Origin of the sequence: Paraglaciecola chathamensis S18K6 (assembly GCA_000314955.1) — a bacterium.
GTDB classification, from domain to species: Bacteria; Pseudomonadota; Gammaproteobacteria; order Enterobacterales; family Alteromonadaceae; genus Paraglaciecola; species Paraglaciecola chathamensis.
Genome location: BAEM01000032.1, coordinates 1 through 26,974, shown reverse-complemented (window position 1 = coordinate 26,974; position 26,974 = coordinate 1). Strand labels below are relative to the sequence as shown.

Sequence of the window (26,974 nt, the reverse complement as noted above, 5' to 3'; positions counted from 1 at the left end):
AATCACTGGGCACCACATCACCTATAAAGAGTAATTTAAAACCCTAAAGCGATAGTGCCCAGCTACCCCCTACGGGTCTAAGTTCATTTGTGAGCAGCGTCAAATTACACCAGTAAGAAGGGTGCCGTACGACTTTGTTTATTAGTTGCGACTTGTTTTGGTGTGCCCTGTGCGACGACTTTACCGCCCTTGTCACCAGCTTCTGGACCAATGTCGATTACCCAATCACTGGTGCTTGCGACTTTCATGTCGTGTTCAACCATGATCACCGTATTCCCTGCGTCCACCAGCCCATTTAGTTGCGACATCAGCATGGCCACGTCTTTTGGGTGCAAACCGGTTGTAGGCTCATCTAACACATACAGCGTATCGCCTCTTTGCACTCGCTGTAGTTCAGTAGCTAATTTAATACGCTGCGCTTCACCGCCGGAAAGTTCTGTCGCTGGTTGGCCAAGTCGCAAGTAGCCAAGGCCTACTTGTATTAAGGCATCTAATGCTCTCAGCACAGGTGACTCATCAACGAAAAAGCTGTGAGCAGTTTCTACCGTTAATTCCAGTACATCAGCAATGTTTTTGCCCCGATAGGTAATTTCTAAGGTTTTGTCGTTGTAGCGCTGGCCTTGGCATACTGGGCAAGGCGAATAAACGCTCGGCAGAAAGAGTAACTCTACACTGACAAACCCTACTCCGTCGCAATTGGCGCAGCGGCCTTTGGTGACGTTAAACGAAAAGCGACCAGCATCGTAACGTCGCTTTTTCGACTCATCGGTGCCAGCAAATAACTTACGAACATAGTCGAATAGACCAGTGTAGGTCGCTAGATTCGAGCGCGGCGTTCTGCCAATGGGTTTTTGATCCACCGTGATCAAGCGCTTCACATTAGCCAAACCATCAGCAATGTGCCCACCTGTAGGTGTCTCGGCTTCTTGCTCAAGCAATTCAGCTTCATCAGTTGGGACATCGAGGGTCTTCTTTACCCCCAATCCGTCGTTGACCAATTCAACTAGCGCTTGGCTCACCAAACTCGACTTACCTGACCCAGAAACCCCCGTTACGGTTGTAATAACCCCAAGCGGAAACGTCACATCCAAATTTTGTACATTATTACGCTTTACACCAACGAGTTTTAGCCATGATTTCGCTTGACGAGGCGTGCGCTCATTCGCGGTGACTCCCTCAAATAAATGTTTTGCGGTGTGTGAACGCTGATTACCTATTAGTCCTTCAACAGGGCCATTGTAGATAATCTCACCGCCGTGGGTGCCAGCGTCTGGCCCTACATCGACTATCCAATCTGCATGGCGAATAACACTCACATCATGCTCGACCATGAAAACAGAGTTTCCCGCCGTAACTAGCTGATCTAGCGATCCTAACAAGGCTTTTTTATCAGCAGGATGCAACCCAGCCGATGGTTCATCCAGTACGTAAACCACACCAAACAACTGCGAGCGAATTTGCGTAGCCAAGCGCAAACGCTGTAACTCGCCAGGCGAAAGTGTTGTGGTGCTGCGTTCAAGCGACAAATACCCAAGGCCCAAATACGTTAATGCTTCAACTCTGGCTAAAATATCGCTGGCTAAACGCTGCGCCACAATGGCTTTTTCGCGATCGTGTAATTCATCACTTATTTTGGTACTCGCGGTCTTACGTAATCTTTGCGCAAGTTGTGTCAGTGTTAATTGCGATAACTGGCCGATATCTAGGCCGGTAAAGGTCACGGATAGCGACTCACGTTTTAGCTTTTTTCCCTCACACTCTGGGCACTGTGAAATTTGCATAAATTGCGATACGCGTTTTTTAGTGCGCGCACTTTGCGTAGTGGCAAAAGACTGTAAAACAAAACGCTGGGCGCTGGTAAACGTGCCCATATAGCTAGGTGCTTCGCCGTTTTTAATTGCCGCTTTGGTTTGGGCTACATTATATTCAGGAAAGACTGGCACTGTGGGGGTTTCATCAGTGAATAAAATCCACTCCCTCGCTTGCTTCGGTAAGTCACGCCACGGAACATCGATGTCGTAACCAAGAGAGACTAGAATTCGGCTTAAATTTGCGCCTTGCCATGCAGGCGGCCACGCGGCTATCGCCTTTTCTCTGATGGTTTTACTGTCATCAGGTACCAATAGCTTTTCAGTAACATCAAAAACACGACCAATACCGTGGCATTTTGGACAAGCGCCTTGGGCGGTATTGGGTGAAAACGAATCAGCATAGAGAATTGATTGACCATCAGGGTACTCTCCCGCACGGGAATAGAGCATGCGTAGTGCATTTGAAATGGTGGTAACACTGCCAACGGATGAACGCACCGAAGGCGTGCCTCTTTGCTGCTGCAAGGCGACCGCAGGCGGTACCCCCTCAATAGCGTCAACATCAGGCTCTTCCACCTGATCAATTAAGCGCCGCGCATAAGGCGACACCGAATCAAGATAACGTCGCTGAGACTCAGCAAATAAAGTACCAAAAGCCAAAGACGATTTGCCTGAGCCTGAAATACCGGTAAACACGACTAAAGCATTGCGCGGTAAATCCACATTCACGTTTTTTAGATTGTGGACCCGGGCGCCGCGCACCCTAATGCAGTGCTCAGGTTCGCTGAGTATATGGCTGACTTTATCTTGAGGGATAAGTAACTCTCCTTGAATTCATAAAAGGTGGGGATTTAGTAATAAAGTTTATAAGATCGTTATACAAATAGCGCAGAGTAAAGCGCTAAAGAAATTTGAGATTACTAATGTATTTGGGCAGTAAACGCGGATATTCAAGGCGTGCGAGAGACTCTTTGCGTTTTAGAGGCTTATTCTATAAAAAAACCAACTCGCATGCGGGATACTTATGATCGCGAGAGAGCATAACCTTAGTGATTTGAACTAAACGGCTTGCCCCCTCATTGTTCGTACTATTCAGCTTGCTTTTTGAAACCGGGCTTTGCCAAAATTTCTAGATAAAACGAAGGTAATTCTTTCTTTTCAGCCTCATCAATATGTCGATTTATCGCGCCAAGGTGAATGGTTTCAGCACGTGCTTCATCCGCTCCAAAACGGCAGTCAAAATCCCAGTAGTCTGCGCCCGCGGGTAGCGTCTTGTTTCTCTCTCTTCTGAGGTATTTCTTCACTTCAAACTTAATTGCTTCAACCAGTCTTGGCAGTTTGATTTTCGGATGAGACAGAAGGAATGTTTTTTTCATGATAATTACTCGTAGTAGCCAGTAGCGTAAATGGCGCTCAATAATGGAAGGGGATGATATTGTGAATTTGCTTTGACAGGCGAATTCGTCAGCAAAACAGACTAATCCTTACAGATAGAAAATAAGCACAATATACAAATTGTTGTATTTTCCCGTGGATTATATAAGAACCGCGGTTTAATAGATGCACCTATTCGCAAATAAACCTTACTCGGATAAAATAACAGGCTGAAGCACAGCAACAGGCATTCCATTTTCGCTTTCATCCTTAGAAAATCAAACCGCTAGCCCTGCTTGAATCCCATGACATTCCTAACGCAATTCCGTTATAATCCCAGCAATTGGCACACGCCGCGATATATTACTTTATTTTGAGCATTTGATGACTGTTGAAACTTTTAATCCCAAGCAAACTACGACCTTAGAAACGCCGGTAAAAACCATTGCAGCCGATAAACCCAGTTCCTTATCGACAGGATCAAGAATTGGCTTTGTAAGCTTAGGCTGCCCGAAAAATTTAGTCGATTCAGAACGAATTTTGACGCAATTGCGCACCGAAGGGTACGACGTAGTGAACACCTATAACGATGCAGATCTCGTTATTGTAAATACCTGTGGCTTTATCGATACCGCAGTGCAAGAGTCGCTCGATACCATAGGCGAAGCGCTCGCTGAGAACGGCAAAGTCATTGTAACTGGCTGTTTGGGCATAAAAGAAGACGAAATTCGCGAAGTGCATCCAAACGTACTTGCCATTACCGGCCCTCACGCCTATGAAGAAGTCGTCAATCAGGTGCATGAGCATTTACCACAGCCCAGCCACAACCCTTATTTAAATTTAGTGCCGGACATTGGCGTTAAGCTCACCCCGCGCCATTATGCATATTTAAAAATATCCGAAGGCTGTAACCACAGATGTACCTTCTGCATTATACCGTCTATGCGGGGCGATCTAGTCAGCCGTCCTATTGGTGAGATTCTTGACGAAGCACAACGCTTGAAAAACGCAGGTGTAAAAGAGTTACTGGTTATTTCACAAGACACCAGTGCGTACGGTGTCGACGTGAAAAACAAAATGGGCTTTTGGAATGGTATGCCGGTTAAAACCGGTATGACTGAGCTGTGTGAAAAACTCGGCGAAATGGGCATGTGGGTACGTTTGCATTATGTTTACCCGTACCCGTCGGTGGATAAAGTCATGCCATTGATGGCCTCAGGTAAGGTGTTGCCATACCTCGATATTCCTTTCCAGCATGCAAGCCCGCGTATTCTTAAGTTAATGAAACGCCCTGCCGCTGCTGAGCGCACTATGGAGCGCATCAAAAAATGGCGCGAGCTGTGCCCTGAACTGGTTATACGCTCTACCTTTATTGTGGGCTTTCCTGGTGAAACCGAAGAAGACTTTCAAATGCTGCTCGACTTTTTAGACGAAGCCCAACTTGAGCGCGTTGGCTGCTTTAAATATTCAGATGTTGAAGGCGCCAAAGCGAATGACTTACCGGCCCCTGTGAGCGAAGAAGTCAAACAAGAGCGTTTCGAGCGCTTTATGCAAAAACAACAGCAAATCAGCACGGCTAAATTGCAGCGCCGAATCGGTAGCACTATTCAGGTCCTTATCGATGAAGTCGATGAAGAAGGCGCTATCGGTCGTAGCTCTGCTGACGCCCCTGAAATCGACGGTTTAGTTTATTTAAATGGTGATGTTACGCTTAAACCTGGTGACTTGATTACCGCCACGGTTGAACACGCTGACGAATACGACTTATGGGCATCTCGCACGGTGAATAGCGATTTGAGTGCGTAATTATGGAGTCGTCGATTTCTGATTTAGCTCAGGTTATCCAAATTGTTGTCGCGCCGGTCTTTATGTTGACCGGTATTGCGGGCTTTTTAAACGTTATGTCTGGCCGCTTGGGGCGTATCGTTGATAGAGCACGCATCATAGAGCGCCGGGTAGCGATTCTTAAAAACCCAGACAAGCTAAAAATATCCCAAGTCGAGCTCAAATACTTATGGCGGCGCATCAAGATCATCAACCGCTCTATCGGCATGTGTACTGCGTCGGCGCTTTTTGTGTGTGCCGTAGTCTGTTGTTTGTTTATCGGTGAGTTTTTATTGATGGACTTAACCAAAGCTGTGGTGATCCTTTTCGTCATCGCGCTGTTACTCTTGATAGTGGCCTTGGTATCGTTTTTAAAAGAAGTGCAACTGGCGACCCGCACGCTGCAAATGGGCAAAGAATTCGACGACGAGTAGCCCAAGCTCGCGGCGCAATAAGCCAACGCCAGCTAACGTTTTTTCAGAGGTATTATGACATCACACTCCCATCAAGCAGTTTGTATCGTTACCGGTGGTAGCCTGGGTATAGGCGCTGCCATATGTCAGTTATTTGCGCAAAAGGGCTACTTGGTATTCAACCTAGACCTACAAGCTCCGAATGAGCCGAATCCCTCTATTCGTTGGCGAGAATGCGATGTATCAAACGTGACTCAAGTCAAAAACATCATTGCCGACATACGCACTGAATGCCCTAAGATTGATTGCTTGATTTCAAACGCTGGGGTGCATTTGTCAGCCGATATTGAGCACACCAGTGAAGACGTACTAGACAAAATGTTCGCCATAAATGTCAAAGGGGCTTATGCGGCCATTCAGGGCGTTTTGCCCAGCATGGTTGAACATCAAGCAGGGTCAATTATCCTAATGGCCTCTGATCAAGCCCTTATCGCCAAACAGAATTCTTTTGCCTACAACCTGACTAAATCAGCGTTGGCATCAATGGCGAAAACCACCGCGCTGGATTATGCCAAGTATAAAATTCGTGCTAATGCGGTGTGCCCAGGCACCATAGAAACGCCTTTGTACCACAATGCCATTGATAGCTACCTTGAAAAATCAGGCCGCGACAGTAGCGAAGTACATGCAGAAGAAGCCGCATTACAACCACTGGGCCGCCTAGGTCAGCCTGATGAAGTAGCCCAGCTGTGTTACTTTTTAGCCGGTGAGCACGCTCAATTTATTACTGGCAGCTTGCAAGTAATCGATGGTGGTTACACAACGCAATAACAGGCATTTGAATCAATACCACGAAGGAAGTACGCAACTAGCGCCATGGATATCATTGACCCACACTTGCATCTGTTTAACCTAAGCGACGGTCATTACGGCTGGTTAAAACCGGAAAATGCACCCTACTGGCCAGATAAACACATCATCAATCGTGAGGTTAGCCAGTCTGAGTTGCAGCTTTCAAACCCGCTTAATTTAGCCGGTTTCGTGCATATAGAAGCAGGGTTTGATAACGCTAAGCCCTGGCGCGAACTAGATTGGCTTGAGCAACATTGTACCCTGCCCTTTAAAACGGTAGCGGGCGGTGATTTAACCTGTGAAGATTTCCCTACCGTATTAACTGAATTAAAGCGCCGAAAATCGCTGGTTGGTATTCGCCATATACTCGATGAAGACGCTCATAGCCTATTAACCAATAAGGTCTTTCAAAACAACTTAGCTTTGCTGGCAAAGCATAACCTAAGTTTTGATGCCCAGTTTTCACTGACCGATACCGCAGCCACACAGGCGTTGTGTAAGGTGCTTGATAATATTCCCAGCCTGCGGGTGATCATTAATCATGGTGGCTGGCCGCCGCTTAAGTCAAATACCGGCAATTGGCAGCAAGCCTTTCGCCTCTGGCAACACAGCCTAAGCGCCCTAGCGCCATATTCGAATGTGGCCATAAAACTCTCTGGCTGGGAAATGCAGCACCGTGACTATAGCCCGGCAGACATGCAGACCGTGATAATGACTTGCGTGAAAATACTCGATGAGCGACGGGTCATGCTCGCCAGTAATTTCCCTTTGAACACCTTTAGTTGCTCTTATGCAGAGCTATGGCAAGGTTACGACAGGCTTTTGAATACAGAATTAGCGCCGACTATTTCACACTCAAAACCGTCTGCGACGTTAAAAAATTTATTACTGTTTAAAAACAGTACGACCTGGTATCAATTTTAACCATATATAACAGCCTCTTAGGCTACGAACGACTCACTTTCCCCTCTTCCATTGCTAACCCCCCTGCTAAGCGTTTAGACTAAAGCTTCAAACGATAAAAAATGAGTATTTTTAAGTGAAAAAAACACAAAGACACTTCGTTCAATGTTCCTTAATGTTGCTTGTGGCGGGCCTAGCTGGGTGCGCTAGTAATGAACCTAAACCAATACAAACAACAGATCACTTCAGTACTCAAATCGGCGATAACGGAGAGACTCAATTTGCCTTCGGTTTGTCGTGGTTTAATTTACCCGAAGAAGATACAGACAGAGGTGAACGAGGCGGCAGACGCGGCAGTAGAGATGGAAGCAGAGGCGGTAGTCGCGATGCAGGCCTAGGTGGGCAAAGTAATCGCCCTATAGGCTCAAACCTAAACCCTCAGCCCAATAACGAAACCAAGTTGGCCTTAGAAGACAAAGCCGTATTACATTTAAAACAAACAATAGATAAGCGCGACCTTTGTCCCGATGGTTACACCATAGACGACATTATTTGGGAGACCCGACGTATTCGTTTGATGGGTACATGCAAGTAATACTATTCATCTGATTAAAACTGGCCTGCGGGCAGATTTAACCTTAATTTCTTTGAATTCCTGTTTACCACAAAAGGATCAACAATATGCAAAGCATTAAAACTCGAGCAGCGGTTGCATGGGCAGCCGGCGAGCCATTAACCATTGAAGAAGTTGATTTAATGCCGCCTCAAAAAGGCGAAGTACTGATTAAAGTGGTTGCCACTGGCGTATGCCATACCGACGCCTACACGTTATCCGGTGATGACCCAGAGGGAATATTTCCAGCTATTTTGGGCCATGAAGGTGCAGGTATTGTTGAAGCCATTGGTGAAGGCGTTACCTCTGTCGAGGTAGGCGACCATGTGATTCCTTTATACACTCCTGAATGCGGCGAATGTAAATTTTGTTTGTCAGGCAAAACCAACCTGTGCCAAGCCATTCGTACAACGCAGGGCCAAGGCTTAATGCCAGACGGCACTACACGCTTTTCAAAAAACGGTAAGCCAATTTATCATTACATGGGCACCTCTACTTTTGCAGAACATACGGTTGTTCCTGAAATTGCCCTAGCTAAAATCCCCAAAGAAGCCCCCCTTGAAAAAGTGTGCTTGCTTGGTTGCGGCGTCACCACAGGCATGGGCGCAGTCACGAACACCGCTAAAGTGAAAGAAGGTGACACAGTAGCGGTATTTGGTTTGGGCGGGATCGGCTTATCCGTATTAATTGGCGCAAAGATGGCCAATGCCGGACGGATCATTGCGATTGACGTGAACGAAGATAAATTCAAAATTGCCAAACAACTCGGTGCCACTGATGTGGTCAATCCAAAAGATTTCGATAAATCGATTCAAGAAGTGATAGTAGAGATGACCGATGGTGGCGTAGATTACTCATTCGAGTGTATCGGCAATGTGAATGTGATGCGCTCAGCGCTGGAATGTTGTCACAAAGGCTGGGGCGAATCTGTGATTATCGGCGTTGCAGGCGCGGGGCAGGAGATCTCCACACGTCCGTTTCAACTTGTTACTGGACGCGTATGGCGCGGCTCTGCCTTTGGCGGCGTAAAAGGCCGTAGCCAATTGCCTGACTACGTGCAGCGCTACATGGATGGCGAGTTCGAGCTTGATACTTTCATTACTCATACTATGCAGTTGGAAGATATCAACACTGCGTTCGATTTAATGCACGAAGGCAAATCAATTCGTTCAGTGGTGCATTACTAATGAGCGGCACGCAGCCAATGAACGCCGCTTCAAGCGTACCCTCGAGCGCAAATGAAGTATCGGCAAATCGATGCTTTGGTGGCTGGCAGAAGCGTTTTAGTCATCAATCAAGTGTACTTAACTGCGAAATGCATTTTAGCGTGTATTTACCTCCTGCCGCTGAGCTGGGTAAACCCCTGCCGGTGGTATATTGGTTAAGTGAGCTGACCTGCACCGATGAAAACTTTGTTACCAAAGCCGGGGCTCAGCGTGTTGCCAGTGAGCTTGGCCTGATCCTAGTCATGCCCGATACTAGCCCTCGAGGTAATGGCGTGCCAGATGCCGAAGATAAAGCGTACGACCTAGGATTAGGAGCAGGCTTTTATGTAAATGCCACCCAAGCCCCGTGGAATGAGCATTATCGCATGTACGATTACATAGTTGACGAGCTCCCTAGCCTGATTCAGCAGCGCTTTCATGTGCAATCTACAGCAGCAATTTCAGGGCACTCTATGGGAGGCCATGGTGCGCTAATGATTGCGTTATCTAATGTGAAGCGCTTTAGTTCAGTATCGGCTTTTTCACCGATTGTGAACCCGGCGGATTGCCCATGGGGCGAAAAAGCCTTCAGTCATTATTTAGGCGATGATAAAAGCGAATGGCAGCAGTACGATAGCTGCGAGTTGATGCGCCAACAAGGGCACTTTTTACAACTGCCTATGCTGATTGACCAAGGCCTTGCGGATGATTTTTACCAAAACCAGAAGCTAGCTAAACCCCTTGAATCAATAGCACAAGAGATGAACTACCCTGCTGAGTTTCGGTATCACAAAGGGTACGATCACAGCTATTATTTCATCAGCACGTTTATTGAAGATCATCTGCGCTTTCACGCTAAGCATTTAGCCGAGTATTAGTCATTCCGCGCGCTGAGCTTATGCCAATGCGATTAAGCTATTTAACGATTACTCGTTTACCAAGAATGACACTGTGCTAAACAAAAAAACGCCAACTGGCGGTATGAAGTGACCCCACTTGGCGTTTTTATTTGCGCTTCATAGCGCGGCAGCGAAGGCGGCAATTAGCGCGAGTTGCCGCTACTGTAAAACTGACTATTTCGCCACATAAGCATGGGCTGGCGCGCTAAAAATAGCGTTCATCAGCATCACATTCAAACCATCAAGGTATGCGCGAGTGGTAGGCTCTTGAGTAAAGGCAATCACCATTCCATTACCAGTAGGTTGATGAATTAAGAATGGCTTGTATGCCAACTGCTTCTTATTTTCTTTCCATAGGTAACCACTGGCTAACACGTCGTCTTCGCCTTTAAACCACGCAAGGTTTTTACCTGAGGCTAAGCGGATAGGTGCGAAAATATCATCACCATACACTAAGCCAACCACCTCTGGAGCCACACCAGCGGTAAGCCAATGTTCTTGATCAACCTCCACATTGGCCAGCACCCCAGCGACAAAATCAGGGCTTTCTTCACTGTTTTCACTGTGTTTTATTAAATCATCTCGGCTTGCATAGGCCTTGCCAGCCACCGTTGAAGATTCTGCATCTGGCTCTTCATTGTTATCTTGCTCATTTATCGCCAATTCACGCTTCACATCTAACAGGCCAATGTCTGCGTCTGCGGCAAACGTTGTAGCGCTACCAAGGGTGATCAGCACTCCACCTGCCTCAACCCACTGTTTAATATTATCGGCTCCGGCTTTGCCTAAACCATCTTGATATCGCCCTGCGGGTAAAATTAACACCTGATAATGACGTAAATCGGCACGGGCCAACATTGACGTGCGGATAGCATTCACCGGATAACCAAACTGCTGCTCAATCACGTAGCGGGTATTACCCGCGCTTAGTGACGAGGTTGGGTCATCCCAGGCCATGGCTATTTTCGGAGCGCTCATTAGGTAAGTGTCGTTACTACCAAAGCTTGGCCCCTCGGTTACCCAACTGGTGTTTACACCTTCAACAAGGGCCCCGCTTTTAGCAGCGATGTCTTGCACGGTAGCTGCAATATCAGCACCGTTTGTTGCCACTTCGATGATTAAACTACCTGCGGGGTAGCGTTTTTTATCATCTAAGGTAAACGCGCGATCCGCCGTTTTAAGCGTGACGTTTTGCTGCAACGCGGCAGTCAAAAATCGCCCTGCGGCCATATCGCCCCAAGGTACAATATAAGCGACTGTGGCGTTAGGGTTAATGACGTTGCCTTCAAGGGTGTCGGTCATTTTCACTAAACGATGCTGACCCGATACGCCTTTACCACAAGTATCTACCTCTAGGTTGTACATGAGTGGTAAAGACCAACCCGTTACGTCGTAAATTTGATCCCCCAGCTTTCGTTCGCGGCGACGCTCTTGCTCTTCGATAAACGCTTTGCTCATATCGACCTGCTTAGTGAAAGTCGTTTTTACGAATCGCCCTCTTGGCTGTGCGCTGTCAATGTAGTAGCTACCTGGTGCATAGGTCTCCCCGCACATTTTCACTTTTTCGGTGGTTTGATAAACGTCTACCCCGTGCTCGGTCATCAGTTTGGCTAGCTTGAAGTTACCTGCGCGGTCGCGCTTATTAGGCAGAATAAATACACGCTCTTTTTTATCAGACTTTCCAGCATCAATGGCATCAACCTGATATTGGTAATAATCCTTAAGTAACTTTTCACGATTATTGGCCACGGCTTCAGCAGTAGAAATAGAGGCTACAAAGTGACGCAACACGGTATCTTCATAGCTGAGTTCTTTGCCATCTAATCGGCGGAATATCTCACCGCGAGAAGAGGCGACTTCATAAGTTGATGCCGCAGCACCATAAAACGCTGGCCAACTGTCACCATAGCCAGGGTAGAAGGCATCAAAGATTTCACGGGTAAAATAATCAAAACCATTGGCATCAAAATGCTTGGCATTATTGCGCCCCACCAAATTGATATTTTCTATTTGGGCTTTGGTCATATGCGGATTAACAGGTTGAGCCGATGGCGCAAAATAATAGCTTTCGTCACCGCCCATCTCATGTAAATCAATGACCACCAGTGGGCGATATTTGTTTAAGCTGGCAATACGGCCTTTGGTTTCAGGTTGAGTAATGGCTAACCAATCTCGGTTCATATCAAATAAATAGTGATTAGCACGGCCCCGCGGCCAAGGCTCGTTATGCTCTGCGGATAATCGGTCACTACTGTGCATCATACCCACAGTAGAGTAATAGTTAGCAATAAAACGGCTACGCCCATCAGGGTTTTGCAGAGGGTCAATAAAAACGATGCTGTTTTGCATGATGTTATCGACAGTTGCATCGCCTTTGCCCGCAAGTAAATGATAGGCCGTCATCATGGCGGCATCGGTACTGCTTATTTCATTGCCATGTACGCTGTACTCTAACCACACCGAAGCAGGTAGGTCTTTAACGAGTTGCTTGGCTTTATTTTTATTCGTGATACGAGGGTCAGACAATGCCTGCATATCATTTGAAAACTGTGTCAAATTCGCGATATTTTGCTCACTACCAATGGCCGCGTATATCAGCTTTCGCCCCTCCCACGTTTGCCCGTATTCAAATATTTTCACCTGCTTTGGAGCTGCTTGTTGCAGGGCTTCAAAAAAGCGCAGCATGTCAGGGTGAGATGTGATGCGTTGCCCCGCGGAATAACCCAGCACCGTTTGCATATCGGGTATGGCGTTATCGTATTGTATATTTGGCCAATTGGCTGGTGCGCTTGGTACTGCTCGTGCGGTAAGTGCGAACGCGCTGACGCACGTCAATGCACTAAAAGCGAGTGCTTTAATACAGTGTTTAAGAATCATATTGTTCCCTGATGTCTCTGATATATAAGTGTGCTTCAGCCGGCTCTTTATAAAAGACTCTGCATAAACGGTTGTTTATACAAGTCTTGTATTAGCAACCTGTGTAGGCGGCCTTTGTCGGCAAATTTTTATTATTCAGACATATCATACCCAAAGACGCGGGATTACCTAAATCAATGCGACGTAAAATATTAAATGTGGGGTGGTTTACATGATCAATCTAACATCTCATGGAATGCTAACGTTACGCCATTTGTCCAACCAAACCCTTGTTGTACTTCATATTCCCCACCATGAGCTAAATTATCAAGTGATTGTACGTTGTATTTTTCCATGATATTGCCGGTCTTACTAAAGTGCGCATCTACCGTTTTCAACCAGCGCTGCATGATGTTATTCCCATCTGCGACATGTCCATAATTGCGTAATCCGATAACAGCAAACCAATGCAGCGGCGCCCAGCCATTGGGCGAATCCCACTGCTGGTTAGTCACATTCAAGGTGGTAACCAACCCACCCTCTTGCAAAAATGTAGACATTAAAACCTCTTTTACACTTTTTGCCTGCTGAGCATTGGCAATGTCAACAAACATGGGCAAGGTCGCTGCTAACGAACGCACTTTGAGTGGCTGTTGTTTAACAAATTGGTAATCGAAGTAAAACTGCTCTTGGGCGGACCAAAAATAACGATCGATGGCTGCTTTACGTGCATCTGCTAGATCACCGAAGCATGCAGCTTGGTCGTGATGGTTAAGTAATCCATGATATTTTGCTAAATTGCGCTCTAATTGATACATCAAGCAATTCAAATCTACGGGCAAAATTTCTATTGTTTCTATCGACGACAGTGCCTGTGCGTCTCTTAACCAGCGGGAGCTAAAATCCCAACCGGATTCACAAGCCGCGCGAATATTCCGATAGAAGTCTGCTCGTTTCTCAAGCGGTAACTCCGCTGCGAGTTCGATGTCTTCTAAGTAAGATTCGGTGCGGGGGGTGGCAATATTATCCCAGTAACGATTTAAAAATGCTCCGCATGGCATCTTCACAACCCGCCCTTTGGCACAATCTTGATGACTAAGTTGCTCTTTACCATGCATCCAAAAGCAATACTCTTTTTCCATACCTTCAATACAACGCAGTACAAAATCGGTATCCGAGGTTTCGATATTATCAATACACAGATCAACTATCATTCCAAGCACTGGCGGTTGTGAGCGTGAGTGGTAATAGCTTCTGTTGCCGTTTGGAATGCAACCAATGCGGTCTTGCAATTCGATAAAGTTCAGTACCATATCTTGAATTAGATGGGTATAACCAGACTGCTTGAGTCCCAGTGCGGTAAAGTAGCTGTCCCAGTAATATATTTCTCGAAAGCGACCGCCGGGCACTATGTATGAATGCTCCAGTGCTAACAGTGAACTCGTTGCATCTTTCGGATCTGGTTGACGCGTCAACTTAGGCCATAACGCTTGTATATATTGATTAAGCGATTGGCTAGGTAACGAGTCATTCAGTTCTATCTCCTTTGGTAGCGTAAAGTAACGCTTTACAAATTCGAGAAGTGAGAACGTTGGAAGCAGCTTTTGTTGTTCATATTTTTCAAGTACGTCACTCCAGCTAGACAGCGGAAGGGCGTCGCAAATGGTTTTACTATCAGTAAAAAGCCTTTCTAGTTGAATGCGCTTAAATAATTCACTTTCGAAAAATACGATACTTGGGTGGTCGAATGAAATTGAGCCATTCATAGAACTACGCTCCTTTAACTAACGTGGAACGTCGGTTCGCTGAAAGTTTTTTAAAAATAAACAAGCTAAACATAATCATCACAATAGGAATAAGTGACATGTAAAAGGCGTGTTGTCCGCCAAATTTATCAAAAATAACACCGGTAAGAATTGAGCCAAAGGTCCCTCCTAACGCCGAGAAAATAACGATCAACCCAGTCATTTTGGCATGCTGTTTATTGGGTAATGCACTAAGTACCACAGAGTTAATCAATGGATATATTGGCGCCATGAATAAACCAATTGCAGGCAGTAAATAAGCAGCAAGCGGTGCGTCAAAAATGCCCGTAACCACTTGGCTCTCACTAACTTGTGTCATTGGTAAGGTCAGCAGTATGGTCAAAAACATCATGACTAAACAGCCATTGATGAATATGTACCAAGGTACAAAACGTAGTAAAAACCCTGCTAACAATCGGCCAATCGCAATCATTGCAGCAAAGATACTGGTTAATTGAATACTAATATCCACAGGCAAGCCCAGCACTTCTCGATTAAACGTGGGTAACCAAGAACCAATTCCTTGCTCAACCAACACGTAAAGAAAGACCGAAATAACAAACATTAGGACTAAAGGCTGATAAGTCAGTTTGAGCATGTCTAAAAACTCGCTCAATGCTCCGGTTTGAGCCCTGGTGAAAGGTTCTCGCTCAATGGGCACAAAATAAACGAATATAGCCGCTATAGTGATCATGCCGCCTAGAAGGTAATACACGTTTAGCCACGCCAGTGAAGCAGGATCATTTGGGTCGATAAAACCACTGAAAATCCAATAGCCGCTTAACACTCCGACCATAAAAATGCCTTCTACAGTGTTCATCAAAGATGAGTGGGTTTTCGTATTGCTACTTAACTGCCCTATCAGCGAATAAACTGATATTTTGACTAAAGCGAATGCAGTGCCGATAGCCGCAAATAACACCTTTATAAAATAGAACTCGGCGAACATCGGGGTGAGTAAACAAACAACCGCGACCAGCACTAAGCCTAAACACAGCGCAACTTGATACCCTATACGCGGAATAAACGAGGCAATAAAAAACGACACAAAGGCAATAGACAAATCCTTGAAGCCCTCTAATGTGCTGGCATCGGTTTTTGAAACATCAAAAGTCGTGATCGATTGCAAAATCACAGTACCCACACTGTTGAGCAAAACAGCAAACACAAAATAACAAAGTGAGATAGCGATGATGGTCAGCATTCGATTCATGAGAAAGGTCTATGTTTGGGTGAATGCGTCGAAGTGTAAAACGTAAGTTAACAAAATGCAATCGTTTGCAATTTAGTTTAATTTAAAACATAAATTGATATTTAAAGGCTGTGTTTGGTTGATTGGCGAGCGACTAATTCAATATCTATTAAAGATGAGTCACTATTTTTGCCGTCAAATTGGGTAATAAGCTTGTTAACCATCACTTGCGCTGCGCGCTGGGTATTTTGTTTAATTGTTGTTAATGAGGGGTACGACAATTCAGCCATCAAAATGTCGTCAAACCCGACTATGCCTACATCGCTTGGGATCCCAATATAACGTTCTTTTAATGCGCGCATTGCGCCTAAAGCAACCATGTCGCTACAAGCCACTATCCCGTCAAAAAATAGCCCTTTGGATAAAATGAGTTCACTGATTTTATCGTACGCTGCACTACTGGTGATATCACAGGCAACTGTAAATGCGCTATCGAGTGAGATAGCATGAGCTTCAAGCGCATCTTGATATCCATGGTATCTGCTCGTCATCTCCATATGCTCAGGGTCGCCCAAAAATAAGATATTTTTGCAACCGCCAGTAATCAGATGTTCTGTGGCAATGCTCCCCCCTAAACGGTTATTACTACCTACAATTGGATAGTGAGATTTGGTTTTTGGATCGCCCCACACCACAAGAGGCACATTAGATTCAGCAACTTCTTGAACTTTTTCATCGCTCTTGCCTTGGCCCACCACAATAAGGCCATCTGCGCGCTGGCTGTTAATGAAATAATTAGCCCAATTATCAGTGGCCATAAAGGAGTTAGAGAGCAATAAATCGTAGCCCTTGCTATTCAATGCTTGGTTCAAATCGCCCACAATCTTTAACAAAAAAGGATCACTGATACTTTGCTCAGTGTGGTCAATTAAGTTGAGAATAACCGCCACAACCTTGGTTTTCTGGGTGCGTAACCGACTTGCTGCGGTGTTAATACTGAAATTATGTGACGCCGCTAATGCTTGAATACGCACTCGCGTTTCTTTTTTAATCAAGGGGTTGTCACTCAGAGCGCGCGAAACCGTCGACGTGGATACCCCAGCCAAACTAGCTAAGTCATTTAAGGTCAATTTTTTGTTACTTTTCAATCTATTACCCAAGTTCATTGATACATTGCAAGCGGCACTTCGTCTTAGTATTCGACGACAAATCTTAGTTTGTCTAGTGTAATCTCTTTTACAACAGACTACATCCTTACTTCACAACAAGCCAAAAACAAATTTCTAGTGAAATCAATGAATTCTGCAAAAAATGCAAACGATTGCAAAAAATCAATTGCAATCGTTTGCATTTATACATACCGTTAACAACACACTAACAACAGGACAGGTATGCACATGAATTTAACAACACACAAACTGAATTCTTTGACGTTGGGCGTTTGTATTGCCCTAGCGACGACAAATGTCGCATTAGCACAACAAGAAAATGACCAAGAACAAAGTAATGAGAATAACTTTATTGAACAAATTGTGGTCACGGGCAGTGCCAGTGGTACTGCAGTGCGTAAAGTTGAAGCTAGCTATGCCACAACTCTAATTAGCGCTGCCGACATCAAAAAGCTTGCCCCTAAGAGCACGGCTGATCTTTTTAAAGCGATACCCGGTGTGTGGGCTGAAAGTTCCGGTGGCGTGTCTGGCGCCAATGTATTTGTGCGCGGGTTTCCAGGAGGTGGTGATGCACCATTTTTAACCTTACAAGTTCAAGGTGTGCCTATTTTCCCACCGTCTACGTTGTCATTCCTTGAAAACTCTTCCCTGTTTCGTATAGATGAAACCATAGATATCGTAGACGCTTTGCGCGGCGGGCCTGCATCTGTGGTTTCCAGTGGTCAACCCGGCTTAACCACTAACTTCTTGCTTAAAGAGGGAGCTGATGAAACTGAGGGTTCTATCAAATACACCACTTCTGACTATGATTTACAACGTATTGATGCCGTTGTTTCTGGGAAGCTAGCAGAAGACCTTTATTTCATGTTTGGTGGTTACGTGCAGCAAAGTCCAGGGGTACGTGACGCTGGGTTTAACTCAGAAAAAGGCAATCAGTTTACCCTGAATATCACTAAGATATTGGATAACGGTAAGATCAATTTTTTCACCCGCTCTACCGACGATCACGGAGCGTGGTACCTACCTACCCCACTGGTTGATGGAGTAGACAACAGTTATACCCAGTTAGGCACACTTAACCGTCAAGCTACTATTCAATATGGTCCTGAGGGCACGTCTAAGTCTGTCGATTTTGGTGAAGGCCGTGGTTTTAAAGGAACAGTGACAGGAGGAAGCGTAAATTTAGAGTTCGGCGATGGCTGGACGTTCGTTGACCGTTTCGCGCATTTGTCCGGTGATGCAGATACATTAGGCTTAGTGCCAAACGGCGACCCAACACTGCTATCGAGCGTTGCTGATAATGGGCTATCTGCCACAGGTGCGGTAACAGGTGAACTTTATGAGGGGGATACCTTAGTCCAGCAAATTGGTCGCTGGGTAGTACAAAAAGATATTGAATCATTCACCAATGATGTGTCAATTACCAAACAAACAGATAAATTCAAAGCGTCTCTAGGATTATACGTGGCGAACTTCTCGTCAGATGATTGGTGGAGCATTGGCAACCAGTCTTACCATGTGATTCGCCCTGGTGGTGAGAACCTAACGGGTATTGATTGTAACGATAACCAAGATAGTTGCGACTGGAATTACGACTTAAACGCGACTGGTGATGGCACCACTAAAGCGATATATGCAGCGTTTGAATACAAGTTAACAGACGCCCTAACCGCCGATGTGGGTGTACGTGACGAAAACCACACCATTGATTATACCGTAGATGAAGGACTCGATGGCATTATCACCAAAGCGGTTCAGTATGATGAATCTGACGTGGCGTTTACCGCTGGGGTGAATTGGCAATTTCAACATGAACAAGGTGTGTTTCTGCGTTATAGCGAAGGCAGCAAAATGCCGTACTTTGACGACCTGCGAGAGAACTTTGATAGCTTCACATCAGGTGAGGACTTGATCACGGATGTCACCCAAATTGAGCTAGGTTATAAATTAGCTGAAGCAAACTACACTGTGTATGCCACAAGCTTTTATAACGAAGTGGAAGGGGATCGCTTTCAAGCTTTACCAGGTGCACCAGTACAAACCTTAACTAACCAAGCATACGGCGTTGAAATAGATGCCAACTATTTTGCGGACAACGGCTTCTCTATCTCATTGAATTCAACGATCCAAGAAACTGAAATTTCCGAAAGTCCCACCAATGAAGGCAATGAAGCCCAACGTCAGCCTGGTTGGCAAGTACGCTTAACGCCAAGTTATGACTTCGAATTTGAAGATTTCTATGCCACCCTTTATGGCACCATATCCATGGTTGACGACAGATTTGCCAATAATGAAAATACAGTTGTGCTGGAAGGTTATGAGAAATATGACGTCGGCTTGATCATGCAAGGCGACTCGGGTTTAACATTCGAACTCGCGGTGCAAAATATCACTGATGAAGATGCTCTCACCGAGGGTGACCCGCGTAATCCTAGTGCGCCTAATGGTCGTTACATTTTACCAAGAACAGCAACCTTTAGTGTCAGTTACGCGTTTTAGACGAAGGTTACTCAGTTAAAATAGCGCGTTATGTGCATTCGCTGTATTTTGTGCATCACGCGTTGTTACTCCCCTCTTAGGTCCGCTTCATCCTACTGCGAAACATGTTCCTCGGTACTGTGAGATCGACACGCTTCGGCCTCTATACTCATCTAGCTCAACATATTTAATCCAAAACACCTACTCTGAAACACTCATTCCGAAACACTCATTCCGAAACACTCACTCCGAAACACTTCTGCGCACTTCCTGCACACTTTAAGTCTATATAGAGCCTAGGCAGTGGGTTATGATATTTGTCATCAAAATTCAAACTGCGATTGTTATAAACACAATTCTATTCTTACCCTTTTATACATTGTCTCGCGCTGTATGTTTTTTATACGTCAGACAAGCTCAGTCAATACAAGGTACGTTATGACAAACTGTAAAATGCTAACCAGCAGCAATATTCCCAAAATAAAAGCCAAGACCACCCCAATGGCGAACGCAATGAAAATGTTGTTAATCCCCCTTACCGTGCCCTTTATTCTATCGGCTTGTGGTGATGAAGATAACTCGCAAAGCCAGTCAGGTTCAGAGCAAAGCGCCCGAGCGAATGCATCTCAAGTAGACATTAAATTGTTTAGTCTTAATGCATTGGCCAAGCAACCAGAAATTGTAGATTGCACGTTAGAAAATGGTGATGATGCCCAGTGCGCCAAGCTCGTGGTTAAATACCTGCCTGATGAAATGGAAATCGGCCCGTTTTGCCCCACAACGCTCGACGACAAAGGTGGCATATGGGATTGGGATGGCACAAAAGCCGGCTTATATCGCTTAGACAAAGCGTTTCTTACCATGCTAAGTGAACAAGGTTATATTTTTTACGATGAAGACGGCACGGTGCACGTTGTCGATAACGCTACCTCTAGACCGACGGTCGATCACGCCTGTATTCAGGTCTCTGAAGATCAAGAGGTTAAAATCACCGCATTGATACCGACAACCCCAGTAATGGCTGACAAGGCTACGCCCATGGGAGTGGTTTCTAAAGTGGGTATTGCCCTTGCCGGCGTTCCCATTTTCTCGGATGCACCTAGTGTGCAGCACACGGGCCACTTACCAGCACTGGATACCTGTGCCGGTCACGTAGACCCTGGCGGTTGGTATCACTACCACGGCACATCAAGCGACATTGATAGTGTATATGCGCATGAACACGTAGACGCCGAATGTTCCAATTTGCCTCAAGACCCAGCAGGGCTGTTTGGTTATGCCTTTGATGGGGTACCCATTTATGGCAGTGTCGATGCCAATAACGTCATGCCCACTGATTTAGATGAATGCAATGGTCACACTGGTTTAATTGGCGACAGCGGAGTCAGTGCATATCACTACCATTCGACCAATGAGTTTCCAAACTTGCCTAAGTGCTTAAAGGGCGTGGTCGCCAAAAACAACTTTTCAACAACAGCTCAAGCAGGTGTGGGCGCTCGCCCTCCTGAAGGAACGAACATGTCCCGAAACGAGCCCCCCCGTGGTGGACGTCCAGGTGCTAATAACATGTCTGGAAACGGACAAATGGTGCCTCGTGGTTTTGCTGACGCAGCAACAAAACTAGGCGTTTCTGAAACACAGCTAATGCAAGCCATGGATGACGCTGGCGGGCCGAACGCTGATTTAGCCAAAGTAGCCAAAACCCTCGGCGTAACTGACGCAGAATTGAAAGCCGCCCTGCCCGAGCGCCCAAAGCGTTAGCCAACAGGCTTGTCATCAACAAACCAATAACAGCCAGCCTTTAAACGTTATGGCCTTAGTGATAGCAAATCCCCTATCACTAAGGCAAAACGGCTTTCAATAATCGAACCGTATTACCGCCCATAATCAGCCTAATTTCAAACTGGGTAAAACCGGCATCGACCAAAGCTTGGGTAATATATTGCAACTGGGCGGTATCAAACCCTGTGGTTACATAACCATCAAAGTCTGATCCTAAACCAATATGCTCTACCCCGACTAAATCAGCCACATACCGAGCAGCTTTAGCAAATGATTTTGGCGATACATCGCAAATAGCACCATCCCAATAACCTAGCCCCACCACACCACCGTTGTGTGCAATCTTTAGCAGTTGGTCATCGGTTAAATTCCTTACACCTGGGCAAGTGCCCTGCACCCCAGTATGAGACACAACAACAGGTTTAGTCACAGTGGCTAGCACTTCGCTAATCGCAGTGGGTGAAAGATGAGCTAAGTCGACCACAATCCCCAGTTGCTCCATACGCGCGAGTACCTGTTTACCTAAATCGGTTAACCCACCTTTTTGTAACCCGTGGGCAGAGCCTGCCACTTTATTATCAAAGAAATGAGTTAAGCCCATCATTCGATAACCCGCATTAAATAAGTCATCAAGATTAGCCAAATCACCCTCTATGGCGTGTAATCCTTCGATGGCCAGTAAGCCCGACAGAGTCTGCGCACCCGCCCCGCGACTGGCTAAGTAGTCTGATAAACCTGCAGCGGAGGTAACAACAGAGAGCTTACCTTGAGACTCAGCCGCCGCCGTATGCAGTTTTTGAGCTTGATACAAAGCACGTTCTTTTAAGCTAAACCAGGTACGTACAGGCCAGCGCTGAAAGATCACTAAAGGCGTAATCATGTCAGAATCAGACGGATTACTTTCATAGTTTAAATCTTTCGGGCTTTTGGTGACGGCAGCAAAGATTTGCAGGCTAACGTTCCCCTCGATTAAGCGCGGCACATCTGTGTGGCCATGATCGTGACGTTCAAGTAACGCACGGTTCCAAAGCAAAATATCTTCATGCATATCAGCGATGGTAAGCGTTTGATGAAACGCGGCAGTATCAGCTGAGACCTTTGGCAAATTCACCGCTACCACCACATTACTTTGTTTATCGATATATAGAGGACCGAAGATAAACACAACGGCAAGCCCGAGCACAGCAATGCATACCAGTGTTAAAAGACTCGTTTTGAAGCGTTTCCGCAATCTCATAAATAACTTACATTCCCTGTTCAAATGAAGCTACATTGTTGAATAAGCTCAATTTTTAATCAAGGAGAAGTTAAATGCCATAAGCAAGTTTCTGTTTATTGAGAGACAAAATAATACCAATCCGCATTAATAAGTGACCGCCTCAGAATGCGTCCAGCGGTTTTTGATTAAGGCGTCGCTATGCAGTAATGGTTGTTCCCTTTCAAATAGTGAGAACGCAGAGCAAAAGCCGCTGGGGCATTCCTTGCAGGCGAGTTTTAAAAGGGCTTACACTGCGTTGCATGACTTCGAAAGAGAACAACTATTCATTCAGTCATGCGCCTTGTTTAAGCCCTTTTAAACTCTCGCTGAGTCATCACTTATTAACGTGGAATGGTATAAGGAAAGGATATTGCAATTAAATTCGAATAAACGTTAATATTAATTTATTGAAGATTATTCGCATTTGGATGTGAATCATGATGTCTCAATCTAAAGTAACTCATGTATGCCTGTTCGATGAACATGCAATTTCCACGCTTAGCCCCATTGTTGATCCCACGATACTCAGTCAAGAAATGGTCATTGCCGCATGTGATGAGTATCGATCATAATGTGAACAGATAATCAAGCTAGCAAAAAACCGCGCTCATGTGATTAGCGGCAATTTATGTGCGCTCATCTAGACACTCAAACCCGCCCATTTCGAATTCACGACAAATAAGCGGGCGGTTTTCGTAAATAGTACACAGCATGGTTTCACGGTCGACAGCAGCGCACCAACCATCTTCTAAACGCAGCATCACTTCCCCGCCCCATTTGTCTTGGGAGATAAATTGTTCAGGTACACCTGTATCCGTTATTAACATCACTTCAAGGCGGCAGCAATTTGCTCGACACGTCGAGCACGTAACGCCTTCATCAACAGGTAGATTTGTTAGCTCGATAGTCACTTGTCTCCTTCGCCTTATCGGCTGAACAGTAATAAATCATGTTTGGATAAACCTACCTAAGATAGGCGTCAATATTAATGAAAACAAAATAGCGGTAAGCATTTGTTATTACGCGCTTGTTATTAAGTGTTAGTCACTGATAACGCAACGCTGAATTTAAGCACGAGCATACAGTCCACACTGGCCGGTGAGCTAACGTGGGTTGATAACGCTTAATTGAACAAAGGATCAAACGAGCCCTTTGCAGAAATATCAGCTAATACCGTATCAAGGGAATTTAACATATTTTCGTAAACGAAATTGCCCATACTTATGCGCTTTACCCCACATCTTTTCAATTCTGTAAAATCAGCTAACCCGGGCATGCACATAACATTTACCGGTAGATCAGTGGTATTTGCGATAGCGCTAATGTCTGACAGCGCGGTCACGCCTGGTACAAAAATACCATCCGCACCAGCTCGTTGGTACAAAGCGATACGCGCCTTGGTTTCTGTTAACGCCTGAGAAAGGTTGTTCCCCTTAAGCAAATAGGTGTCTGTGCGTACATTAATGAATATATCCACCCCAGCGGCGCGCAGGTAACTTAGCACTTCATCAAGCCTTGCAGCAAAAGCTTCTTTTGCTTGAAGAGCGCGATTCGGTTGCCCTGTTTTTTTAGAATCGGTCTCTTGTGAATCCATCGTTTTTAAATGACGACTTGCTGAATGGGTATTGTCCGAATGACTCAGGCGACTATCTTCGATATTAATACCCGCAACACCTAACTGAGCAAGTTGCAGTATGTTACTTGCCACCTCTTGTGCGCTGCGCCCATAGCCCGATTCTATATCCACCGTCAGCGGTACGTTAACAGCCGATAAAATATGCTTCACTAAGTAAATAAGCTCACTGAATAGCACCTGCTCGCCATCATTTTTCCCCAGCATATGGGCAATAGCAGCACTTGAGGTGCCCAGTGCCTGGTAGCCCAATTTCTCGCCCAATTGTGCGCTGGGCACATCCCATACATTACAAATGATAAGCGGAGCTTGTTGTTGATGAAGTGCTTTAAAGGTCATGTGCATTCTCCCGTTGTTTAGTGATATGGCCATCTGTCGATTGACCTGGCCAACTGGCAACAGGAGGTTAACAATGAAAAAGCATGATGAAGCGTCAGATCCGGAACTGAACATAAAGCAGCTAATTATACTCAGCGGTTTGGGCTATCTCGCCACGGTTATAAGTTATCGGTGCAAGTGCAAACGTTTGCTGAGATGGCAAAAGACCATTTTGCACGTGACTATTTTGCACGAAAGCGCACTGACTAACGTCTATCAGGTGCGAATGTCACTTCATCGCATTTTTGATTTTACCTACAACAGTTTGTGGTAATTTAGGTGACTGAAGTATATGAAACAAATATATAAAATAGATATAAAACAGAAACGACAGGGAACATACACGTGAACTTGATTAAAACATCTATCGCGCTGGCGGTGCTTGCCGCGCCAATCGCACTAACACCTCGCTTTGCAATGGCCGAAACGGCACAAAACACATTAAAACTGGAAGATGTGTTTACCTTGGAATACGCCTCTGGCCTTGATATTACCCATGACGGAAACACGGTTTATTTCGTACGGAATTTCATGGATATTCAAAACGATAAAAAGCGTGGCAATATCTGGAAGGTCGACAAAAACAAGGTGATGACCCCAGTAACCAATGGTTTACACGCGGATTATAGCCCTACTCTTTCGCCAGACGAAAGCAAGTTAGCCTATATATCAACAGCCAGTGGTTCTGCACAAATACACATCAAATGGCTAGACAGTGGCCAAACCGGTCAGATGACGCGTCTGACTGGGGCGCCTTCTAATCTAAGTTGGTCACCTGATGGAAAAATGCTCGCGTTTAGCCAATTTGTAAAAGGTACGCCTAAATCCCCCGTGAGTTTATCCGGTAAACCTGAGGGTGCTAAATGGGCAGATTCCGCAATTTTCATCGACGATTTATTTTATCGTGCTGATGGCGCTGGGTATCTTCCAGCAGGGAATAGCCAAATTTTTGTACTCTCGGCTGAGGGTGGCACACCTAGACAGCTCACACAGGGCGAGTTTGATCACGGCGGGAATATCAGTTGGAGCAGTGACAGTAAATCCATTGTATTTTCAGCCAATCGCCACAAAGGCAGTGACTTAGAACTCACCGATGACAACCTTTACAAAATCGATGTAGCAACTGGCAACATGCTTGCGCTAACTGATCGTTTAGGCCCTGACAACAGCCCGAGCATCTCCCCCGACGGTAAGCTAATTGCTTATCTGGGATATGATGAAAAATATAGCAATTATGAAAATACTCAGCTTTACGTAATGGATGTTAACGGGGGTGTTAGTCGCTCTCTCACACCTCAATTTGACCGTTCTGTAGGCAGCATAAAATGGGCGAGCGATAGCAAAGGCCTCTACATGAGTTACGACGATAAAGGGGAAACATATGTCGCCTATCAGCCAATAAGTGGCGATCGAAAAATCGTTGCCCAGAAGGTCGGTGGCCTGGCGTTTGGCCGCCCTTATTCAGGTGGCGAATTCGATGTAGCCAAAAATGGCACTCTCGCGTTTACTTACTCAAACCCCCAGCGCCCCGCTGACATTGCCATTCAAAAAGGTGATAAACCCACCATACTCACTCAACTGAATGAAGATGCGCTTGCTCATAAAGATATTGCCACCATTAAACCGTTAAACCTTAAATCCTCTTATGACGACTTACCTATTCAGGCGTGGGTGGCTTACCCTCCTGGGTTTGAACAAGGTAAAAAGCAAGGCAAGCGCTACCCGCTCATTCTAGAAATACACGGTGGCCCAGTGGCAAATTATGGACCGCATTTTTCGACCGAAATTCAACTTATGGCAGCCAAAGGCTATGTTGTGGTTTATGCAAATCCTAGAGGAAGTGACAGCTACGGCAAAGAGTTCGCGCAAACGATTGATAAAAACTACCCCAGCCAAGATTACGATGACTTGATGTCGACCGTGGACGCGGTTATTGCCCAAGGTGCAATTGATGAGAGTAACTTATTTGTCACAGGCGGCTCTGGTGGCGGTACGTTAACCGCATGGATTGTCGGCCATACCGAGCGCTTTGCTGCAGCTGTGGTCGCCAAGCCTGTGATAAATTGGTATAGCTTTGTACTGACCTCTGATTTCTACCCCTTTTTCTACAAAAATTGGTTTGGCAAAAAGCCATGGGAAGCGCAAGACTTATACATGAAGCACTCGCCTATTAGTTATGTGGGAAATGTCACCACGCCCACTATGTTGCTAACCGGTGAATCAGATCACCGTACGCCGATTTCAGAAACCGAGCAGTATTATCAGGCGTTGAAATTACAAGGGGTCGAAACAGCTATGGTACGTATTCCTGGCGCATCTCATGGTATATACGCTAGGCCCAGTAATTTAATGTCTAAGGTAGGCTATATTCTGTGGTGGTTTGATGAGCATCGCAGCGATGCCGAGTCATCAAACAACAAATAGCCAATAGCCAATAGCAATAAATTGATTAAAAAACAGAGTAGGCGCGCATTTTAAATTGCTGCCTGCCTTGTTTTTTCATAGTTTTTTTACGTAGTTTTTTTACGT

The 26,974-nt window shown here is 45.5% G+C and carries 21 protein-coding genes; 12 read left to right on the top strand and 9 right to left on the bottom strand.

Translation table 11 applies throughout. From position 1 onward, the window contains the following. Positions 1 to 104: 104 nt before the first annotated feature. Positions 105 to 2,573 carry an excinuclease ABC subunit UvrA gene (locus GCHA_RS09820; RefSeq protein ID WP_318248960.1) on the bottom strand — a complete coding sequence of 823 codons (2,469 nt, stop codon included), beginning with the start codon at positions 2,571 to 2,573 and terminating at the stop codon, positions 105 to 107. 326 nt (positions 2,574 to 2,899) lie between these two features. Next, entirely contained in the window at positions 2,900 to 3,187 is a 288-nt protein-coding gene (locus GCHA_RS09815; RefSeq protein WP_007987685.1) for a DUF6172 family protein, read from the bottom strand. A gap of 382 nt (positions 3,188 to 3,569) precedes the next feature. Between GCHA_RS09815 and rimO the strand changes: the two genes are divergently transcribed. From rimO to fghA, 7 genes are all read left to right on the top strand, one after another. Then, positions 3,570 to 4,991, top strand: coding sequence for a 30S ribosomal protein S12 methylthiotransferase RimO (gene rimO / locus GCHA_RS09810; RefSeq protein ID WP_007987683.1), 1,422 nt, complete (start codon positions 3,570 to 3,572; stop codon positions 4,989 to 4,991). Positions 4,992 to 4,993: 2 nt separating this feature from the next. Next, entirely contained in the window at positions 4,994 to 5,443 is a 450-nt protein-coding gene (locus GCHA_RS09805; RefSeq protein WP_007987681.1) for a DUF2721 domain-containing protein, read from the top strand. A gap of 54 nt (positions 5,444 to 5,497) precedes the next feature. Further along, positions 5,498 to 6,253, top strand: coding sequence for an SDR family NAD(P)-dependent oxidoreductase (locus GCHA_RS09800; RefSeq protein WP_007987679.1), 756 nt, complete (start codon positions 5,498 to 5,500; stop codon positions 6,251 to 6,253). A gap of 45 nt (positions 6,254 to 6,298) precedes the next feature. Continuing rightward, the gene (locus GCHA_RS09795) at positions 6,299 to 7,198 is read left to right on the top strand and encodes an amidohydrolase family protein (RefSeq protein WP_007987677.1); all 900 of its coding nucleotides are present in this window, start codon (positions 6,299 to 6,301) and stop codon (positions 7,196 to 7,198) included. A 154-nt stretch (positions 7,199 to 7,352) separates the two neighbouring features. Continuing rightward, positions 7,353 to 7,772 carry a hypothetical protein gene (locus GCHA_RS09790; RefSeq protein ID WP_007987675.1) on the top strand — a complete coding sequence of 140 codons (420 nt, stop codon included), beginning with the start codon at positions 7,353 to 7,355 and terminating at the stop codon, positions 7,770 to 7,772. An 86-nt stretch (positions 7,773 to 7,858) separates the two neighbouring features. Next, positions 7,859 to 8,977 (top strand): S-(hydroxymethyl)glutathione dehydrogenase/class III alcohol dehydrogenase, encoded by a 1,119-nt coding sequence (locus tag GCHA_RS09785; RefSeq protein ID WP_007987673.1) that lies wholly within the window; start codon positions 7,859 to 7,861, stop codon positions 8,975 to 8,977. Beyond that, entirely contained in the window at positions 8,977 to 9,873 is an 897-nt protein-coding gene (gene fghA, locus GCHA_RS09780; protein ID WP_007987671.1) for an S-formylglutathione hydrolase, read from the top strand. Before GCHA_RS09785 ends, fghA begins: the two co-directional genes overlap by 1 nt. A gap of 195 nt (positions 9,874 to 10,068) precedes the next feature. Here the strand turns inward: fghA and GCHA_RS09775 are convergent, their stop codons facing one another. From GCHA_RS09775 to GCHA_RS09760, 4 genes are all read right to left on the bottom strand, one after another. After that, entirely contained in the window at positions 10,069 to 12,771 is a 2,703-nt protein-coding gene (locus GCHA_RS09775; protein ID WP_007987669.1) for a M14 family metallopeptidase, read from the bottom strand. A 215-nt stretch (positions 12,772 to 12,986) separates the two neighbouring features. Then, entirely contained in the window at positions 12,987 to 14,516 is a 1,530-nt protein-coding gene (locus GCHA_RS09770) for a trehalase family glycosidase (RefSeq protein ID WP_007987667.1), read from the bottom strand. Positions 14,517 to 14,520: 4 nt separating this feature from the next. After that, positions 14,521 to 15,759, bottom strand: a complete 1,239-nt coding sequence (locus GCHA_RS09765) for an MFS transporter (protein ID WP_007987665.1) — start codon at positions 15,757 to 15,759, stop codon at positions 14,521 to 14,523. Between the two features lie 110 nt (positions 15,760 to 15,869). Continuing rightward, a complete protein-coding gene (locus GCHA_RS09760; RefSeq protein ID WP_007987662.1) occupies positions 15,870 to 16,913 on the bottom strand; it encodes a LacI family DNA-binding transcriptional regulator in 1,044 nt (347 codons plus the stop codon). A gap of 225 nt (positions 16,914 to 17,138) precedes the next feature. Here GCHA_RS09760 and GCHA_RS09755 point away from each other — a divergent pair, with 225 nt between their 5' ends. Both GCHA_RS09755 and GCHA_RS09750 read left to right on the top strand, forming a co-directional pair. Further along, positions 17,139 to 19,415: a TonB-dependent receptor gene (locus GCHA_RS09755; protein WP_007987660.1), complete on the top strand. Its 2,277-nt coding sequence runs from the start codon at positions 17,139 to 17,141 to the stop codon at positions 19,413 to 19,415. A 417-nt stretch (positions 19,416 to 19,832) separates the two neighbouring features. Then, positions 19,833 to 21,155 carry a YHYH protein gene (locus GCHA_RS09750; RefSeq protein WP_007987657.1) on the top strand — a complete coding sequence of 441 codons (1,323 nt, stop codon included), beginning with the start codon at positions 19,833 to 19,835 and terminating at the stop codon, positions 21,153 to 21,155. 79 nt (positions 21,156 to 21,234) lie between these two features. Here GCHA_RS09750 and GCHA_RS09745 read toward each other — a convergent pair whose 3' ends face one another. Continuing rightward, entirely contained in the window at positions 21,235 to 22,413 is a 1,179-nt protein-coding gene (locus GCHA_RS09745) for a dipeptidase (protein WP_318248959.1), read from the bottom strand. A gap of 458 nt (positions 22,414 to 22,871) precedes the next feature. Here GCHA_RS09745 and GCHA_RS23210 point away from each other — a divergent pair, with 458 nt between their 5' ends. Continuing rightward, on the top strand, positions 22,872 to 23,006 hold the full coding sequence (locus GCHA_RS23210) for a hypothetical protein (RefSeq protein ID WP_007987653.1): 135 nt from the start codon (positions 22,872 to 22,874) through the stop codon (positions 23,004 to 23,006). A 54-nt stretch (positions 23,007 to 23,060) separates the two neighbouring features. Here GCHA_RS23210 and GCHA_RS09740 read toward each other — a convergent pair whose 3' ends face one another. Both GCHA_RS09740 and GCHA_RS09735 read right to left on the bottom strand, forming a co-directional pair. Then, positions 23,061 to 23,345: a YkgJ family cysteine cluster protein gene (locus GCHA_RS09740; RefSeq protein ID WP_007987651.1), complete on the bottom strand. Its 285-nt coding sequence runs from the start codon at positions 23,343 to 23,345 to the stop codon at positions 23,061 to 23,063. Positions 23,346 to 23,557: 212 nt separating this feature from the next. After that, entirely contained in the window at positions 23,558 to 24,406 is an 849-nt protein-coding gene (locus GCHA_RS09735; protein WP_007987648.1) for an isocitrate lyase/PEP mutase family protein, read from the bottom strand. A 73-nt stretch (positions 24,407 to 24,479) separates the two neighbouring features. Between GCHA_RS09735 and GCHA_RS09730 the strand changes: the two genes are divergently transcribed. Then, positions 24,480 to 24,719, top strand: coding sequence for a hypothetical protein (locus GCHA_RS09730; RefSeq protein WP_007987647.1), 240 nt, complete (start codon positions 24,480 to 24,482; stop codon positions 24,717 to 24,719). 71 nt (positions 24,720 to 24,790) lie between these two features. Continuing rightward, positions 24,791 to 26,869 (top strand): S9 family peptidase, encoded by a 2,079-nt coding sequence (locus tag GCHA_RS09725; protein ID WP_007987645.1) that lies wholly within the window; start codon positions 24,791 to 24,793, stop codon positions 26,867 to 26,869. Positions 26,870 to 26,974 lie beyond the last annotated feature (105 nt).

Bases quoted from the DNA above. Each gene is read 5' to 3' on its own strand.
- GCHA_RS09815 (WP_007987685.1), bottom strand. From the start codon at position 3,187: ATGAAAAAAACATTCCTTCTGTCTCATCCGAAAATCAAACTGCCAAGA.
- rimO (WP_007987683.1), top strand. From the start codon at position 3,570: ATGACTGTTGAAACTTTTAATCCCAAGCAAACTACGACCTTAGAAACG.
- GCHA_RS09805 (WP_007987681.1), top strand. From the start codon at position 4,994: ATGGAGTCGTCGATTTCTGATTTAGCTCAGGTTATCCAAATTGTTGTC.
- GCHA_RS09800 (WP_007987679.1), top strand. From the start codon at position 5,498: ATGACATCACACTCCCATCAAGCAGTTTGTATCGTTACCGGTGGTAGC.
- GCHA_RS09795 (WP_007987677.1), top strand. From the start codon at position 6,299: ATGGATATCATTGACCCACACTTGCATCTGTTTAACCTAAGCGACGGT.
- GCHA_RS09790 (WP_007987675.1), top strand. From the start codon at position 7,353: ATGTTGCTTGTGGCGGGCCTAGCTGGGTGCGCTAGTAATGAACCTAAA.
- GCHA_RS09785 (WP_007987673.1), top strand. From the start codon at position 7,859: ATGCAAAGCATTAAAACTCGAGCAGCGGTTGCATGGGCAGCCGGCGAG.
- fghA (WP_007987671.1), top strand. From the start codon at position 8,977: ATGAGCGGCACGCAGCCAATGAACGCCGCTTCAAGCGTACCCTCGAGC.
- GCHA_RS09775 (WP_007987669.1), bottom strand. From the start codon at position 12,771: ATGATTCTTAAACACTGTATTAAAGCACTCGCTTTTAGTGCATTGACG.
- GCHA_RS09770 (WP_007987667.1), bottom strand. From the start codon at position 14,516: ATGAATGGCTCAATTTCATTCGACCACCCAAGTATCGTATTTTTCGAA.
- GCHA_RS09765 (WP_007987665.1), bottom strand. From the start codon at position 15,759: ATGCTGACCATCATCGCTATCTCACTTTGTTATTTTGTGTTTGCTGTT.
- GCHA_RS09760 (WP_007987662.1), bottom strand. From the start codon at position 16,913: ATGAACTTGGGTAATAGATTGAAAAGTAACAAAAAATTGACCTTAAAT.
- GCHA_RS09755 (WP_007987660.1), top strand. From the start codon at position 17,139: ATGCACATGAATTTAACAACACACAAACTGAATTCTTTGACGTTGGGC.
- GCHA_RS09750 (WP_007987657.1), top strand. From the start codon at position 19,833: ATGACAAACTGTAAAATGCTAACCAGCAGCAATATTCCCAAAATAAAA.
- GCHA_RS09745 (WP_318248959.1), bottom strand. From the start codon at position 22,413: ATGAGATTGCGGAAACGCTTCAAAACGAGTCTTTTAACACTGGTATGC.
- GCHA_RS23210 (WP_007987653.1), top strand. From the start codon at position 22,872: ATGATGTCTCAATCTAAAGTAACTCATGTATGCCTGTTCGATGAACAT.
- GCHA_RS09735 (WP_007987648.1), bottom strand. From the start codon at position 24,406: ATGACCTTTAAAGCACTTCATCAACAACAAGCTCCGCTTATCATTTGT.
- GCHA_RS09730 (WP_007987647.1), top strand. From the start codon at position 24,480: ATGAAAAAGCATGATGAAGCGTCAGATCCGGAACTGAACATAAAGCAG.